Below are 16,156 nucleotides of genomic sequence, written 5' to 3' on the forward strand. Positions count from 1 at the left end.
GGGGGCACCGCCTTTCACATGTTCCGCGCGCCGGCCCTGATGGCTTCGCGGATGCGGAAGTAGGTGCCGCAGCGGCAGATGTTGCGGATGCCGTCGAGGTCGTCGTCGGTGATCGCGCGGCCTTCGGCGGCGACCCGCTCGACCAGCGCCACGGCGGCCATGATCTGGCCGGGCTGGCAGTAGCCGCACTGGGCGACGTCGTGGTCGAGCCAGGCCTGCTGCATGGGGTGCAGGTCCTCGCCTGTGGCGAGCCCTTCGATGGTGGTGACCTCGTCGGTGGGCCGCAGCTCCCCGACGGGGATCGCGCAGGGGTTGACCGCCTTGCCGTTGAGGTGGCTGGTGCACGCCTTGCAGACGTTGATGCCGCAGCCGTACTTCGGGCCGGTGATGCCGAGGAGGTCGCGCAGCACCCACAGCAGGCGCACGTCGTCGGTGACGTTCACGGTGACCTGCTCGCCGTTGACGCGGAAGGTGTGCTCAGGCACTCGGCCCTCCTCGGTTCAGGCCGTCGGCCGGGGACGGCGGGATGGGCGGGACGGTGGGTTTGGGGGTGAAGGAGAGCGTGCCGTGGTTGATCGGGAAGCTGGTGGGCATCGTCCCGGTCGCCCGGCCGTACGCGCAGGCGACCGCCGCCATCGACGCGGCGACGCCCAGCTCCCCGGCGCCCCCTGGCTGGTCGGAGGTGCTGGGCATGACGATGATCCGCAGCTCCGGCGGGGTGTTCCACTGCCGGGTGTAGAAGTAGTTGTCCCAGCTCGCCTCGAGGAAGTACCCGTCGCGCAGGTGCAGGCTGGAGGTCAGGGCCAGCGCGATGCCGTCCATGATGCCGCCCATCATCTGCGCCTCCAGGCCGCGCGGGTTGACGGCCAGGCCGGCGTCCACCGCGAAGACGGCCTTGGTCACGCGCGGCCCACCCACGCCGTCGCGGATGGGGCGGTCGACGGTCTCGGGCCGGCAGTCGATCTCCACCAGGCAGGCGCTGACCGACTTGTACTCGGCGTGGAACGCGATGCCCTGCGCGGTGCCGGGCGGCATCGGCCGGCCCCAGCCGCCGGCCTCGGCCACCTTCGCCAGCACCGCCCGGGACCGGTCGTCGCCCAGGAAGTCGTGCCGGAACCGGTAGGCGTCCCGGCCCATCCGCGCGGCGAGCTGGTCGACGATGAGCTCGCGGGCGCAGGTCACGTCGGGCGAGTAGACGTTGCGCATGCTGCCGGTGTTGAAGCTCTTGTCCGTCTCGGCGAGCAGCCGGCTGCTGAGGCCGAAGTCGTAGGACATGGCCTGGCTGAGGTGGAAGAACGTCTGCGAGAAGCCGATGTCGCCCACCGGGAGCCGCGCCGCCAGCGCGGTGAAGATCTCGCCGAGCCCGTGGCCGAGGTCGGTGGAGACGCTGGTGTGCCGCTGCTTGTAGCTGAGCACGCGGTCACCGAGGTAGGAGACGCGGACCCGCGAGATGGCCATGGGGTGGACGCGGCCCTGGCGGGAGTCGTCGGCGCGGTGCCACATGAGCTTGACGGGCTTGCCGATCTTCTGGGACACCTCGGCGGCCTCCAGCGCGGCGTCGAAGAACAGCTTGCGCCCGAACGAGCCGCCGCCCTCGGTGACGTGCACGGTGACCTTGCCGACCGGCAGGCCGAGCTTGGCGGCGATGGCCTGCTGGGCGACGATCGGCGACTTCAGCGCCGACCAGATCTCGGCGCTGCCGGCCCGCACGTCGGCGATCGCGCAGTTGGGCTCCAGGGCGCTGTTGCTGCGGAAGTAGAACGTGAACGCGCCTTCGACGACCGGGGTCGGCGGCCTGAGCCCGAGCGGCAGCTCGGCGGCGTGCAGCTCCCGCAACACGCTCTCGTCGGACTTGCCCGCCGCGGTGCCGGGTCTCCAGGAGACCCGCAGGGCACGTACGGCGTCGATGCACTGGCCGAAGGTCCGCGCGCGCACCGCCACCCCGGTGGAGATCACCACGGCGTCGGTGACGCCCGGCATGGCCCGTACCTCGGCGAGGTTGGCCACCGAGCCGACCTTGCCGTTGATGGTCGGCGGGCGGCACACCATCGTCGGGCTGGCCTCCGGGATGTCGAGGTCCATCGTGAACTTCTTGCGCCCGGTCACCGCGTCCCGCGCGTCGAGGCGGTTGTGCGGACGGCCGATGACGGTGAAGCTCTCGCGCGGCGCGAGCCGCACCGACACCTGCTGGGTGCGGGTGCTCGCGGCCTTCCCGGCGAGCGCCCCGATGTCGATGCCGCTGCCGGAGCGATCGCTGATCACCCCGGCCTTCAGCGTCAGGCCGCCGACCGGCGTGCCGAGCTCGGCCGCCGCGGCCGACAGCAGCCGGGCACGGGCGATGGCGGCGGCCACCCTGATCGGGACGTACGTCGAAACGGTGGTGTTCGACCCGCCGGTGAGCTGGTTGAACAGCAGCTCCGGCCGGGCGTCGGCCAGCGTGACGCGGACCCGCTCCAGCGGCACGGCCAGCTCCTCGGCGATCAGCATGGCCGTCGAGGTGGTGATGCCCTGTCCCACCTCGGCCCGCGGCAGCGCGAACGACACCGTGCCGTCGGGGTGCACCTCGACCGAGATCAGGGCGGAGGTCGGCAGCGCCGCCGCCGTCATGACGTCGTTGAGGTCGAGCAGTTCCGTCAGCTCCGCCGGCGCCGGCGCCTGGGCGGCGGCGCCGGGCGGCGCCGCCGGGACGAGTTCGGCGGCGGCCACCAGGGTCGGCGCCGCCACCACGTAGCCGAGGAACCGCCGCCGCCCGATCGCCTCTTCCGGCGCGCCGCCGTTGGATCCGGTCATGAGCCCGGACGGTTGGCCGTCGGGATCTCGATCTTGGTCTCCTTGCCCTTGGTGAGGAAGAACAGGATGTACCGCCGCACGGCCTCGTCGATGACCCAGGCGGTCTCGGGCACCAGCGGCAGCGGGATGAGCCCTTCGCGGAACCTGACCAGCTTGGGCCAGACGGCCCTGATGAGCGGGTCCCACACCGGCTCGCGGCGGATGCCGTCCCAGTCGGCCACCTGGTCGCCGACCAGGTAGCGGGCCAGGGCGTTGCAGAGGGGACGGCTGACGCTCAGCGGGCTGGTCTGCTCGGCGAGCTGGCTCAGCAGGATGTCGGTCAGCTCCACGCCCTCGGGCGTCGGTCCCATGTTGCGGGGCAGGATCTGGTCCGACTGGGCGTTGGCCGCGTCCCAGGTGGCGGGGATGTACTCCTCCTTGATGCCGAGCAGGTGCGCGGTCACCTGCCAGACGTGCAGGTACGCCGCCGATTCGGCGGCCTTGATCGGGACCTGCCATTCGAGCAGCTTGCGCATGGCGAAGGTCGGCAGCGTGTGCCAGGTGACGAGCATGTCCTCCTGGCTGATCGGGATGTCGCCGCCCCAGTGGGGCGACTGCTGCAGCAGGTGCCGTACGGCGGCGTGCACCAGCCGGGTCTTGACGCACTCGACGACGCAGGTGCCGTCGGGCCGGTAGGCGTTCAGGGCCCCGACGGCGAACCCGAAGATGCTGGTCTTGGCGACACGGTCCTCCATGTCCGCGCCGCCCTTGGAGTAGTAGACCGCGCGGGCCTCGTTGGGGATGGCGGTGGCCAGCATGCCGCCGCCCACGCCGTTGCACAGGTTGAGGTACAGCCCCCTGGACTTGTTGAACTGGGCGGCCAGCTCCAGCTTGGCCTGCTCGGCCCAGGACGGCAGCCTGCGGGCTCGCTCCATGAAGTCCCGCAGGTCCGCGGGCAGGCCGTCGGGTAACGGCTGGTCGTTGCGGGTCCAGTTCCACAACAGGCGGTTGACCTCGGGGATGGCGCCGCGATCGAGCAGCGAGGCGAGGAGCGCGTCGGCCTCCTCGTCCCAGACCCACCGCGGGTCGGCGCCGGCGCCGGCGCCCGCGATCGAGCCCTGGGGTGACCACGTCCACGCATACGCGGGGGACGCCATCGCCAGCGCTCCCAGCGCCCCGAGGGCGCCCCCCGAGACCAGCATCCTGCGCCTGCTCAGCTCCGCCATGAACGACCGTTCCTTTCTGTCTGTTCTGTCTGTCGGGCGCCCCGCTCAGGACGGGCGATTGCTCTCCGGGATCTCGATGCTGATCGGCCGTGCCTCCGACAGGAAGAGCAGGGCCGCCTTGCGCAGGAACTCGTCGAAGAGCCAGTACGCCTCCGGTGCCAGCGGAAGGGGAAGCAGCCCCTCGCGGACCGCGATGAAGGGCTTCCAGGAGAGCCTGAGCAGCGGGTCCCAGACCGGCTCCCTGGGGATCTTCAGCCAGCCGGCGATCTCGTCGCCGAGCATGAAGCGGGTGAAGGAGCCGAGTATCGGCTTGCTGAGGATGCCCGCGTCGACGGAGGAGCCGAGGTTGAGCAGGATGTCGGCCAGCTTGACGCCCTCGGGCGTGGGGGCCAGGACCGGGGTCAGGACCTGCTCGGCCTGGCTGTTGGCCTCCGCCCACGACGCGGGGATGTACTCGTCCTTGATGCCGAGCATGTGCGCGCCCACCTGCCAGGAGTGCAGGAACGCCGCGGACTCGGCGCTCGGGATGGGCACCTTCCAGGCGACCATCTTCTGCATGACGGTCGTGGGCAGGCTGTGCCAGGTGACCATCATGTCCCGCTGGCTGATCGGGATCTCCTCCTCGGCGACCTCCGACCAGTACGGCGACTGCGGCAGCAGGTGCCGCACCGCCGCGTGCACCAGCCGGGTCTTGACGCAGGTCACGATCATCTCGCCGTCGGGCCGGTAGGCGTTGGGCGAGCCGATGTCGTAGCCGAGCTTGGCGGTCTTGGAGATGCGGTCCTTCATGTCCGCGCCGCCCTGGGAGTAGTAGACGGCGCGGGCCTCCTTGGGGATGACCGTGCTCATCATGCCGCTGGCCAGCCCGTACAGGACGCCGAGGTAGAGCCCGCGCTTCTTGTTGAACTCGACCGCGAGCGCCAGCTTGCCCTGGTCGGCCCACGTCGGGAGCTGCCGGGCCCGCTCCATGAAGTCCCGCAGGTCCGCCGGCAGCCCGTCGGGTAACGGCTGGCCGTTCTTGGTCCAGGTGCGCAGCAGCTCGTTGACGCGGGGCACGTCGCCCCGGTCGAGCAGCGAGGCCACCAGCGGATCGGCTTCCTCGTCCCACACCCAGCGCGGGTCGAGGCCGGCCCCGGTGCCCGCGACCGAGCCCTGGGGTGACCACGTCCACGCGTGTGCGGGGGTCGCGATGCTCAGCGCGCCGAGCGCGCCCAGCGCACCTCCCGCCTTCAACATGTTGCGCCTGCTGAGTTCGCCCATGCTTCGCTCCTCCTTCGCCGAGGCCGGGAACGTGCGCTGATACGATGAAACGCCTTGCGCTTCTGCGTATCATGACAGCACAACGTGACGGCCATCACAAGACGCGACAACGGCCGTTAGGCGATTGAGGCACAATGACATTCACAGGAGGTGATCGTGGAAGCTGCGCTGTCCGCACTCATGGCACCGCCGAACTCGCAGTCGCTGCTGGAGCGCGCGTATCTTGACGCCGTCGAACGCGTCGACGACACGGACGAGGTCCGCTCGCGCATTCTCGGCGCGGCGTACGAGCAGTTCTGCCGCATGGGCATCCGGCGCTCGACCATGGAGGACGTGGCCAAGCGGGCGAAGGTTTCGCGGATCACCGTCTACCGGCGCTTCGCCACCAAGGACGTGCTGGTCGAGCACGTGGTGCGCCGGGAGTTCCGCCGGTATTTCGATCAGTTCCTCGTCGACATCGAGCAGGCGGGCACCGCCGCCGACCGGGTGGTCCTGGGCTTCGTGAGCTCGCTGCGCGCGATCCGGTCCAACCCGCTGATCGGCGGCCTGATCGCCGCCGAGCCGGACCTGCTCGTGCCCTCCATGATCAACGACGGCGGCCAGACGCTCGCCACCGTGCGCCGGTTCGTCGCGGGCCAGCTCCGCCGCGAGCAACGCGCCGGCCACGTACCGGGCGATCTGGACACCGACCTGGTGGCCGAGCTGATGGTGCGCGTGTCCGCCTCGTTCCTGGCGATCCCCAGCGAGGTCGTCGACCTCGACGACGACGCGCAACTGGCCGCGGTGGCCAGGCGGTTCCTGGTGCCCATGCTGCGGGCGACCGGATAACGGACTGCGGCGGCGGCGAGAAGCAGGCACGATCTAGGGCATGACGGATACTGAGAAGACCACCGCCGTTCCCTGGCGGCGCAACGTCGCCCTGTTCCTGACCGGCCAGACCGTGTCCCTGTTCGGCTCGATGGTCGTGCAGTACGCGGTGATGTGGTGGGTGACACTGGAGACCCGGTCGGGGCTGGCGGTGGCCCTCTACGCCGTGGCCGCGTTCCTGCCGCAGGGCCTGGTGTCGCTCTTCGGCGGTGTGCTGGCCGACCGGATGAACCGCAGGGTGCTGGTGATGATCGCCGACGCGGGCATCGCGGCCGCGACGCTGGCGCTGGCGATGCTGATGGCCAACGGCGTGACCGACCTGTGGATCGTCCTGCTGGCGGTGGCGGTCCGATCGGTCGGCGCCGGGGTGCAGACACCGGCCGTGCAGGCGATGATCCCGCAGATCGTGCCGGCCGAGCACCTCATGCGCGTCAACGGGATCTTCCAGACCATCAGCTCGGCAATGGCGCTGCTCGCCCCCGCCGCCGCCGGCGCCATCTTCACGGCGTTCGGCATCGTCCCGGTCTTCTTCCTGGACGTGGTCACGGCGGTCGCCGGGATCGGCCTGCTCGCCCTGGTCGCGGTGCCGACGCTGGAACGCGCCGCCGGGCCGGGCACCTCCTACCGGCAGGACCTGGTCGAAGGGATGCGCTACATCCGCACGCAACCGGTCGTGCGCTGGCTGCTCATCGTGTACACGATCATCTTCCTGCTCACCGTGGCGCCCTCGTTCGTCACGCCGCTGATGGTCGCGCGCAGCTTCGGCAGCGAGGAGTGGATGCTGGCGGTGCTGGAGGTCGCCTTCAGCCTCGGCATGCTGCTCGGCGGGGTGCTGATGTCCACGGTGCTGGCGCGCCGCGGCCGGGTGGGGCTGATCCTGATCGCCGTCTACGGCTTCGGGGCCGTGACCGTGGGGCTCGGGCTGAGCACGAACCTGTGGGTGTTCTACGGCTTCATGTTCGTGCTCGGGCTGCTGGTGCCGCCGTTCTCGACCCCGTTCATGACGCTGATCCAGGAGAGCGTCGAGCCCACCATGCACGGGCGCGTCTTCAGCTACGTCAGCATCGTGATGGCGCTGGCCACGCCGGTCGGCATGGTCGTCTTCGGCCCGCTGGCCGACGTGGTCAGCGTGGAGGCGCTGCTGATCGCCGCCGGCCTGGCTACGATCGTGGTGATGGCCATCTCGACCCGCCTGCCGTCGGGCCGCGCCACCGTCGCCGCCTCCCGCGCCCCGGACCTGGAGCCTCGTGGCGCGGGCACGAGCTCATGACCCCGGTCAGAACATGATCAGGGACCTGATCACGTCGCCCGACCCCATGGCCGCGAAGGCCTCGCCCACGCCGTCCAGGGTGATGCGCCGGCTGATCAGGCCCTCCAGGTCGAGCCGCCCGGCCCGCCACAGCCGCAGCAGCCGGCCGAAGTCGGTGCGGACGTCGCCTGAGCCGTACAGGCAGCCGACCAGCCGCCGCTCCGTGGCGAACAGCTCGGCCGCGGTGAAGGAGACCAGGTCGTCGCGGCTGCCGGCGCCCACCACGACGGTGGTGCCGCCGCGCCGGGTGGCCTGCCACGCCTGCCTGATCGTGGCCGAGCGGCCCACGACCTCGAAGGCGTAGTCGAAGCCGAGCCCGTCGGTCAGCTCCTTGACCGCCTCGCCCAGCTCGTCGGGCGTGGCCACGTGGGTGGCGCCGAACGCCCTGGCCGCCTCCAGCTTCTCCGGCACCCGGTCCACGGCCAGGACGGGGGCGGCGGCGGCCAGCCTGGCGCCCTGGATCACGTTGATCCCGACGCCGCCGCAGCCGATCACCAGGACCGACGAACCGGGACGCACCCGCGCCGTGTTGACCACGGCGCCCACACCCGTCAGCACCGCGCAGCCGACCACGGCGGCCACGTCGAACGGCACGTCGTCCGGGATCGGGACGACAGCGCGCGCGTCGACCACGGTCTCCTCGGCGAAGCAGCCCACGCCGAGCCCGGCGTGCGCGGGCTCGCCCTCGAACGTCACGGTGGACGACGGCGGGCGGACGCTGACGCACAGGTTCGGCTGGCCGCCCAGGCACAGCAGGCAGCTCCCGCAGGGCGGGATCCAGGACAGGATCACGTGCGTGCCGACCGGCGGGCCGCTCACGCCGGGACCGAGCTCGACCACCTCACCGGCCCCCTCGTGCCCGGGCACCAGCGGCAGCCGGGCGGGCAGGCGGCCCTCGCACATCGACAGGTCGGAGTGGCAGACGCCGGCGGCGCGCAGCCGCACCCGTACCTCTCCCGGCCCCGGCGGCCGCACGCTCAGCTCGCCGGTGACCTCGACGGGCTTGCCCGTCTCACGCAGGATGACGCCTCGCATGTGTGCTCTCCCCCGGCTCAGAGCTGGACGGACGTGGTGGTGAGGAACTCCTCCAGGCCGAAGCGGCCGTACTCGCGGCCGTATCCGGACTGCTTGTACCCGCCGAACGGGGCCAGGCCGTTGTGGGCGCCGTCGTTGATCCGGACCTGCCCGGCGCGCAGCCGCCTGGCCACCCTGAGGGCGCGGTCCTGGTCCGCGGCGCGGACGCCGGCCGCCAGCCCGTACGGGGTGCCGTTGGCGATGCGGACCGCCTCGTCCTCCCCGTCGTAGGGGAGGATGACCAGGACAGGGCCGAAGATCTCCTCCTGGGCGATCCGCGACTCGGGCGCCACGCCGGTGATCACGGTGGGCCGCACGTAGTAGCCGCGTTCCAGCCCGCCGGGCGCGTCGGGGCCGCCGGTGAGGATCGTCGCGCCGTCCTCGGCCGCCGAGCGCAGGTGCTCGCGTACGCGCTCCCGCTGCACGGCCGAGACCAGCGGGCCGAGCCGGGTGGCCGGGTCGCGCGGGTCGCCCGGCGTGTACGTGACCGCCTCCGCGGCCGCGATGCGTTCGGCGTCCTGGAGGCGCTCGCGCGGCACCAGCAGCCTGGTCAGGGCCGAGCAGGTCTGGCCGGAGTTGAGGTAGCAGGCCGCCACGCCCTTGCGTACGGCGTCCTCGAACGCGGCGTCGCCGAGGTCGTCGAGCAGCACGTTCGCGGACTTGCCGCCCAGCTCCAGCGCGGTGCGCTTGACCCCGGCGGCGGCCAGCTCGGCCACCCGCCGCCCGGCGCGGGTGGAGCCGGTGAACGACACCATGTCCACCAGCGGGTGCGCGGCCAGCGCCTCCCCCGCCTCCGGCCCCGTGCCCGACACCACGTTGAACACCCCGGCCGGGATCCCGACCTCGTGCATCACCTCCGCCAGCACGAACGCGTCGAGCGGCGTCACCTCGCTGGGCTTGAGCACCACCGTGCAGCCGGCGGTCAGCGCAGGGGCGACCTTCGCCGCGATCTGGTGCAGCGGGTAGTTCCACGGGGTGATCGCGCCGACGACTCCGATCGGGTCCCGGTGGACGACGGAGGAGCCCATCGGCTCCTCGAATGCGACGGCCGCCGCGACCTCGGGCATCGACAGGAACGTCCGGATCGGCGAGCCGACCTGGATGGCCCGGGTCAGCTTGATCGGCATGCCGAGCTCGTTGACGATCGTCTCGGTCAGCTCGTCGGCCCGCTCCCCGAGGGCGGCCGCCACGGCGGCGCAGAGCCCGGCGCGCTCGGTGACGGGCCTGGCCGACCAGGCGGGCAGCGCGGCGGCGGCCGCCTCGACGGCGCGCGCCACGTCCTTGGGGCCGCTGCGCGGCACCTCGTCGAAGGCCTCCTCGGTGGCGGGGTTCACCACCTGTATCGCGGCGCCGCCGCTCGCCGGCACCCACTCACCATCGACATAGATCCGCTGTGGCATGACCCACCCTCGGCTTGGAGGAGCTTTATTCTAGATTTTAATTCTAGAAGGCAGGCCGTGGCGGCGTCCAGTTGCGAGCCCACGCCCCAGGCCGGCCGCCGTACAGGGGGGTCGGTGGCCGGCCACCGACAGGGGACATGCAGCCGGCCACGCGCAGAGACCACGCGGATGTCAGCCGATGCGCAGGAGCAGCGCGGTCGGCTGATGCGCAGGAGCAGCGCGGTCAGCCGATGCGCAAGGGCAGCGTGCGCGGCCCGCGCACCTGGCTGGCCGCCCACGTCACCGCCGCCGGGTCCGCCAGGGAGAAGACCGGAACGCGTTCCAGCCACACCTCCAGCGCCACCCGCAGCTCCATGCGCGCCAGATGCGAGCCCACGCAGCGGTGGATGCCCAGCCCGAACGCGGCGTGCCGGTTGACCTCCCGGTCGATGACCACCTCATCGGCCCGCTCGAACTGCGCCGGATCCCGGTTCGCCGCCGGGAAGGACAGCAGCACCCAGTCCTCGGCCTTCATGTCCACGCCGTTCCAGTGCATGTCCTGCCTGACCAGGCGCGCCATCGTGACCGGCGCGTACGCCCGCAGCAGCTCCTCCATCGCGGCCGGCAGCAGACCCGGCTCGGCCACCAGCCGCTCCCGGTCGCGCGGTGTCCCGGCCAGATGCCACAACGACGCGCCGATCGCGCTCCACGTGGTGTCGATGCCCGCGATGAGCAGCAGGATGATCGTGCCGAGCACGTGGTCGGGGCTGAGCTTGTGCCCGTAGAGCTCGGCGTCGACCAGGTACGTGATCAGGTCGTCGCGCGGGTGGTCGACGTGGTCGCGGATCTGGGCGAGCAGGTAGTCCGCCAGCGCGGCGAACCCGTCGGCGCGCTCCTCGGGCGGCTTGTTCACGCTCTCGAGCGAGTTCTCGATGAACTGCCGGAACAGCGGCCCGTCCTCCGGCGGCAGGCCGAGCAGGTTGGCGATCACCCGCACCGGGATGTGCTGGGCGTACTCGTGCGCGCCGTCCACCAGGTCCCGGCCCTCGAACGCGTCGATCAGCTCGTGGCAGTACGCCCGCGTCGCCTCCTCCTGCTTGCGCACCGCGCTCTTGGTGAACGCGGGCAGCAGCAGCTTGCGCGCGTCGTGGTGGAACGGCGGATCGGACGAGATCGGCGGCACGCTGCCCATCGGCGCCAGCTCGCGTGGCGGCCGGACGTTGCTCACGATGATCCCGCGGGAGGAGAACCGCTCGGTGTCGTACGCCACGGCCGCCACGTCCTCGTACCGCGTCGGCAGCCACACCCCGCCGAACCGCTCGGTGTGCGCGATCGGGCAGCTCCTGCGCAGCTCGTCCTGGATCGGGTACGGATCGGCGGCCCAGACCGGATCGACGTGGGAGAAGTCGCCGGCCCAGTCGGAGACCGGGTCGGTGACGATCTCGCTGGCCGTGGGGAGCGGGCGGTTCTTGCGCGCCTCGTCGAGCTCGGGGCCGAAGCGGTCGTCCACGCTCATCGGGCGGCTCCGTTCTCGGCCTCGATCGCCCGCTCGGGGCAGTTGGCCGCCGCCAGGCGCGCCTCCGGCTCCTGACCGGCGGCCACCTCGCCGCTGCCGAGCACCGTGCCGTAACCTTCGTCGTCCTCGCCGAACAGGTCAGGGGCCAGGTCGTAACAGCGGCCGTGCCCTTGGCAACGCTCGGAGTCGATCCGTACCTTCATTGCCGTCGTTCCCGTCTGTGCTGGGGGTTCTCCGTGGGGGTGATGGGTGAGGGCGGTGAGCAAGCACTTTGAGGAGGGCGGGATCCCTCCTTGAGGGAATTAAAAAAGTGTTCATTTGTCTCGTCAAGAGCGAGCCTTCCGGCGGGCTGTTTGTCTGGGGCGATTGCAGATGTCAGTACGGCAAGCAAGGTGTCAGAGCACTTGGCAGCGAGACATCGGGACTGTCAGCAGGCGCGTGTACGGCAGGAGGAGGCTCGGCTCGGGGATGGTGATGGTCGGGCCTCGGGCGGCTGGCGTTGGTGGTGGCGCCGACGTCCAGCGGGTCGTTCGCGTCATGGGTTGATCGGATGGCCCTGCTGAACGGTTGTCCGCCGTGGGCGATGGTCGAGGCGCTGGTGCTGGATGTACGCACGTCGAGTGACGTCCGTTCGCTGGCGTACGGTGTCGTCACGATGCCGGAGACGTGCAGGGCGATCGAGGCCGCCACAGGCGTGAGCTCCGAGGGGCCGTGCAGGGGATGCACCTGGAGGTGTTCGACGGTTCGGTCCTGGACCTGCCAGGCGTGCGCGTGGGCGATCAGGAGTCAGTCCGCCGGGCTGAGAATCGTGAGTGGGCGCAGTTCTTCGGCAGCCGGGTATGCCCGAAGTGCCTGGCGGCATCAGCCGGAGTGTGGCTGGTCTAGTGGAAGCTGGGCTGGGCCGCGGTCTGCCCCGAGCATCGGACGCTGCTGGTGGACCTCTGCCCGAGAAGCCACGTCTCCGTGCGACAAGGTCCCGCCGGGCGGCCTGCGCGTCTGTCTCGCTCACGGATGCCGGTTCCGTTGCGATGCGGCGCGCTCCTCAGCGGGGCCGTATGCGATCAGCCGATCCTGCAGATCAGCACGAGCTCGGTGAGGAACAAACTCGCCGATCAGCAACGACTCCTGCTTGAGGTGGCGATGCGCCGCCGGCCTGCGCTGATCACAGGCCAGGAGGTGAGCGCCGGTCAGTGGTTCGCGGCCTTGAAAGCGACGGCGATGCTGGTCCGGCTCGGGGTGCCGGAGGTTCTCCCTCTGCTGGATGCGCCTCTGCATGGTCAGGGCGCACTGGCCGCAGAGGTTGGTGGACATCGGTGGAATCGGGCGGGGCCGGTGGGCCGCTTCGGGATGGCTCCGCGGACGGCGTTGGTGGCTGCGGGACTGCTGGCGGTGGCTTCGGAGGTGGCCGCGGCGGAAGGAGAGTCGGAGCTGGTGGCCCGATTGATGCCGCTGGCCGCCGCCGCACGGACGAGATGGAAGGAGCGGCGGCCCGGCAGCCGGATCACCTCATCCAGATCACCGGCTACTCCCGGCGGCGGCCCGGTCCGCGCCGGCTTCACCACCGCCACGCTCGAACCCGTGCCGAGCGCCGAAGGGGCCACGGCCGCCGTCACCATGGTCTTGCCGGCCGTCGCGTCCGTCCCTGTGACGACCAGAACACTCACGTGACCAGCCTGGACGTGGTGCCCGTTCTACCTGGTGTCCTTGTCGGGCATCGCCGTTGCCGGGTGGCGCGGGCGCGGCTGCGGACGGCAGCGGCCTGCCCGGCTGCTTCAGGGAAGGTCGTGGCCGGTCAGCGGGGTCAGTCCCACGTGGGGAGCATGCCCTCGGGGTAGCGGGCACCGAAGCCGCCGGTCGGGAGGATCTCGGCGATGCGCTTCAGGTCGGTGTCGTCGAGGGTGAGGTCGGCGGCGGCCACGTTCTCCTCCAGCCGCTGGATGCTGCGGGTGCCGGGGATGGGGACGATGTCGTCTCCCTGGGCCAGGAGCCAGGCCAGGGCGAGCTGGGCAACGGTGGCGTCCTTGGTCGCGGCCAGGTCGGCGAGCCGCTGGGTGGCCTCCAGATTCTTCTCGTAGTTGCCGGGCTGGAAGCGGGCGTCCCAGGTGCGCATGTCGGTGGGGTCGTACTCGGCGCCGGGCTTGGCCTGCCCGGTGAGGAAACCCCGGCCGAGCGGCGAGTAGGCGACGAACCCGATCCCGAGCTCGCGCAGGACGGGGAAGAGGATCTCGACGTCCCGCTCGAACAGGGAGTATTCGGTTTGCAGGACCGAGACGGGCTGTACGGCGTGCGCGCGACGGATGGTGTTGGCCCCCGCCTCGCTCAGCCCGAAGTAGCGGACCTTGCCGGCGTCGATGAACTCCTTGACGGTCCCGGCCACGTCCTCGATCGGCACGTTGGGGTCGACGCGGTGCTGGTAGAGCACGTCGATGACGTCGACGCCGAGGTAACGCAGGCTGTTGTCGACGACCTCGCGGATGTGCTCGGGACGGCTGTCGACACCGCCCTCTCTGGTGCCGGTGAAGTCGAAGCCGAACTTGGTCGCGATGACGACCTCGTCGCGTATCGGGGCGAGCGCGGCGCCGACGATCCGCTCGTTCTCGCCCTGCCCGTACAGCTCGGCCGTGTCGAAGAACGTCACGCCCAGCTCGTGGGCCCGGCGGATCGTCGCGATCCCCCCGTTCTCATCCGACGGCCCATAGGCCAGGGAGATGCCCATCGCGCCGTATCCCAGCGCCGACGCCGCCAGCCCCTGCCGTCCGAGGGTCCGTTGCTCCATGATGCGTTCTCATTTCCGCAGATGTAAGAGTGCTCTAACATTAAGTAAGAGTACTCTAACATTCGAAAGGGAGGAGAATCGTTCGCCGTGAGCAGACCCACGCCGCCGAAACGCGGCTACCACCACGGCGACCTGCGTCCCGAGCTGATCCGCGAGGGTCTCGCGCTCCTGGCCGAATCGGGCGTCACCGGATTCTCCGTGGCGAAGGTCGCCGCCCGCGTCGGCGTGTCATCGGCCGCGCCGTACCGTCACTTCCCCGACCGGGAGGCACTGCTCGCCGCCTGCGCGGCCGCCATCATCAGCGACATCACCGACGTTCTCGTCGAGGCGGCCGAGCGAGCGGGGCCCGATCCCGTGGACCGGCTCGCTGCCACCGCGGGCGCCTACACCCGCTTCGTCCTGGAGCACCGCGCCGGCCTCGACCTCGTCTACTCCTATGACTTCGCCGAGCCCCACCGTCCGACCGTCCAGGAGCAGAGCCGCCACCTCACGACCGCCCTCATGCGCCTGGCCGCGGACGTGCTGCCCGCCGACACCTCCTGGGCCGACATCGCCGACTTCGTCTACGTGCACCTGTCCACCACACACGGCTACGCCACGCTGCTCTTCAAGGGCACCCGCCCGCCACAAGGCATCGACGATCACGCAGTTCGCGCTGTCACCGCGGCCCGTGACCACATCACCGGGCACCTCCTGCGCCGGCGTAACGCCCGCTGACGAAAACCGGCGACGACTCCACCAGGCCAGCGGGTGTGCAACCTGGCGATCGGCGCAACAGCTACACCCTGGCGCCACCCTTCGCAAGATCGCCAGTTAGTCTTTGCGATGTACGACACGGACTCTTCCGCAGGACGGACCAAGAACGCGAGCTCCGAGAGCTGAGTCTCTCCCGGCTTCAAGCGCACGGCGTCCGACTCCCTGAAGCCTCCGCGCGGAGTCATGGCCCTCCCTCAAGGGGACGCGATCTTCGACCGGGTACTGCCGACTTCGATGACGCGGGCACCGCTATTCCGACACCTATCGAAGTGACAGCGCCCAGGTTGGGAGCAGGCTCCACTGTCAACTTCACTGTGTCCAGACAGTTGTTGTCTGACGGCCCTGAGGACGACAAGCCGTCACGGCAACTGGAAGCGGCCATGGAAGCGCGCTTTGGGGGTTGGCAGGAGCAGCGTGTGCCGTGCGTCTCGTCTGAACTGACGCACTCTCAGTCGAATCGACGTTTCGCCGGTTCCTCACCTGACCTGACACCTGATCGCTACAGTGACGATCTCTGCTGTGGATCTTGAGCGAGGCCGAGTGACAACGGTTCTTCGGACGTCGGCGTTGGAGGCCGGCGCCGCAGGGTTCGGCTTGCATCTCCTGGAGCGGACGGCTGCGGGGTCACGGGAGCGGAGGCGAGGCTGTTAGCGTAGGCCCGTTCACGCAGGAACCTGGAGTGCTCCGCCATGAGGTACACCGTCTCGATCGAGATCGCCCTGCCGCGGGAGAGGGTGGCCCAGCTGCTCGCCGACCCGGCCCACCTGCAGAAGTGGCTGCGGGGCCTGGTGCTGCACGAGCCGCTGAGTGGGGTGCACGGGCACGTCGGCACCAAGTCGCGAGTCGTGATGCAGACGGGGAAGCAGAAGGTGGAGGGCACCGAGACCATCACGCGCCGGGAACCGGCAGACCTGCACAAGATCCCGAAAGGGAGCGTCGTTCACTTCGAACGCGAGATCGTCGCCGGGGGCATGTGGAGCGTCGCGCGCGAACGGCTGACCGAAGCCGGTCCGGAGACGACGCTCTGGGTGAGCGAGAGCGAATACCGGTTCAGCGGCTTGCTGATGCGGCTGGTGGGGCTGTTGATGCCCGGCGCCTTTCGTAAGCAGTCGCTGCAGCACATGCGGGACTTCAAGGCGTTCGCCGAGCAGGGCAAGGACGTCCGCGAGGCGAAGGACTGACCTGCTTGCGGACGGCGGCATCGACGACGTTGCGACCAGGAGG

The 16,156-nt window shown here is 70.5% G+C and carries 14 protein-coding genes; 5 read left to right on the forward strand and 9 right to left on the reverse strand.

The features are described from left to right. Positions 1–14 precede the first annotated feature (14 nt). The 4 genes from AB0I79_RS39405 to AB0I79_RS39420 are packed head-to-tail and all read right to left on the reverse strand — an operon-like array spanning position 15 to position 5,255. Entirely contained in the window at positions 15–485 is a 471-nt protein-coding gene (locus tag AB0I79_RS39405) for a (2Fe-2S)-binding protein (RefSeq protein WP_357884712.1), read from the reverse strand. Continuing rightward, a complete protein-coding gene (locus AB0I79_RS39410) occupies positions 478–2,790 on the reverse strand; it encodes a molybdopterin cofactor-binding domain-containing protein (protein WP_357884714.1) in 2,313 nt (770 codons plus the stop codon). Before AB0I79_RS39410 ends, AB0I79_RS39405 begins: the two co-directional genes overlap by 8 nt. Further along, a complete protein-coding gene (locus tag AB0I79_RS39415; protein ID WP_357884716.1) occupies positions 2,787–3,995 on the reverse strand; it encodes an oxygenase MpaB family protein in 1,209 nt (402 codons plus the stop codon). The genes AB0I79_RS39410 and AB0I79_RS39415 overlap by 4 nt, the downstream gene beginning before the upstream one ends. Positions 3,996–4,040: 45 nt before the next feature. Then, the gene (locus AB0I79_RS39420) at positions 4,041–5,255 is read right to left on the reverse strand and encodes an oxygenase MpaB family protein (protein ID WP_357884718.1); all 1,215 of its coding nucleotides are present in this window, start codon (positions 5,253–5,255) and stop codon (positions 4,041–4,043) included. 180 nt (positions 5,256–5,435) lie between these two features. Here AB0I79_RS39420 and AB0I79_RS39425 point away from each other — a divergent pair, with 180 nt between their 5' ends. Then, on the forward strand, positions 5,436–6,083 hold the full coding sequence (locus tag AB0I79_RS39425) for a TetR/AcrR family transcriptional regulator (protein ID WP_357884821.1): 648 nt from the start codon (positions 5,436–5,438) through the stop codon (positions 6,081–6,083). Between the two features lie 40 nt (positions 6,084–6,123). After that, a complete protein-coding gene (locus tag AB0I79_RS39430) occupies positions 6,124–7,392 on the forward strand; it encodes an MFS transporter (RefSeq protein WP_357884720.1) in 1,269 nt (422 codons plus the stop codon). A gap of 6 nt (positions 7,393–7,398) precedes the next feature. On the opposite strand, the gene AB0I79_RS39435 is transcribed toward AB0I79_RS39430, so the two are convergent. From AB0I79_RS39435 to AB0I79_RS39450, 4 genes are all read right to left on the reverse strand, one after another. Then, positions 7,399–8,466, reverse strand: coding sequence for a Zn-dependent alcohol dehydrogenase (locus AB0I79_RS39435; RefSeq protein ID WP_357884722.1), 1,068 nt, complete (start codon positions 8,464–8,466; stop codon positions 7,399–7,401). A 17-nt stretch (positions 8,467–8,483) separates the two neighbouring features. Then, positions 8,484–9,905 (reverse strand): aldehyde dehydrogenase family protein, encoded by a 1,422-nt coding sequence (locus AB0I79_RS39440; RefSeq protein WP_357884724.1) that lies wholly within the window; start codon positions 9,903–9,905, stop codon positions 8,484–8,486. A 223-nt stretch (positions 9,906–10,128) separates the two neighbouring features. Next, the gene (locus AB0I79_RS39445; protein ID WP_357884726.1) at positions 10,129–11,400 is read right to left on the reverse strand and encodes a cytochrome P450; all 1,272 of its coding nucleotides are present in this window, start codon (positions 11,398–11,400) and stop codon (positions 10,129–10,131) included. After that, a complete protein-coding gene (locus AB0I79_RS39450; protein ID WP_357884728.1) occupies positions 11,397–11,603 on the reverse strand; it encodes a ferredoxin in 207 nt (68 codons plus the stop codon). The genes AB0I79_RS39445 and AB0I79_RS39450 overlap by 4 nt, the downstream gene beginning before the upstream one ends. Before the next feature lie 889 nt (positions 11,604–12,492). Between AB0I79_RS39450 and AB0I79_RS39455 the strand changes: the two genes are divergently transcribed. Beyond that, positions 12,493–13,068 (forward strand): hypothetical protein, encoded by a 576-nt coding sequence (locus tag AB0I79_RS39455; RefSeq protein WP_357884730.1) that lies wholly within the window; start codon positions 12,493–12,495, stop codon positions 13,066–13,068. A 133-nt stretch (positions 13,069–13,201) separates the two neighbouring features. On the opposite strand, the gene AB0I79_RS39460 is transcribed toward AB0I79_RS39455, so the two are convergent. Beyond that, positions 13,202–14,176 carry an aldo/keto reductase gene (locus tag AB0I79_RS39460; protein ID WP_357884732.1) on the reverse strand — a complete coding sequence of 325 codons (975 nt, stop codon included), beginning with the start codon at positions 14,174–14,176 and terminating at the stop codon, positions 13,202–13,204. 87 nt (positions 14,177–14,263) lie between these two features. Here AB0I79_RS39460 and AB0I79_RS39465 point away from each other — a divergent pair, with 87 nt between their 5' ends. Both AB0I79_RS39465 and AB0I79_RS39470 read left to right on the forward strand, forming a co-directional pair. Next, positions 14,264–14,893 carry a TetR/AcrR family transcriptional regulator gene (locus tag AB0I79_RS39465; RefSeq protein ID WP_357884734.1) on the forward strand — a complete coding sequence of 210 codons (630 nt, stop codon included), beginning with the start codon at positions 14,264–14,266 and terminating at the stop codon, positions 14,891–14,893. A gap of 728 nt (positions 14,894–15,621) precedes the next feature. Further along, positions 15,622–16,113: an SRPBCC family protein gene (locus tag AB0I79_RS39470; RefSeq protein WP_357884736.1), complete on the forward strand. Its 492-nt coding sequence runs from the start codon at positions 15,622–15,624 to the stop codon at positions 16,111–16,113. Positions 16,114–16,156: the final 43 nt, after the last annotated feature.

The organism is Nonomuraea sp. NPDC050202 (assembly GCF_040656115.1).
Taxonomy (GTDB): domain Bacteria; phylum Actinomycetota; class Actinomycetes; order Streptosporangiales; family Streptosporangiaceae; genus Nonomuraea.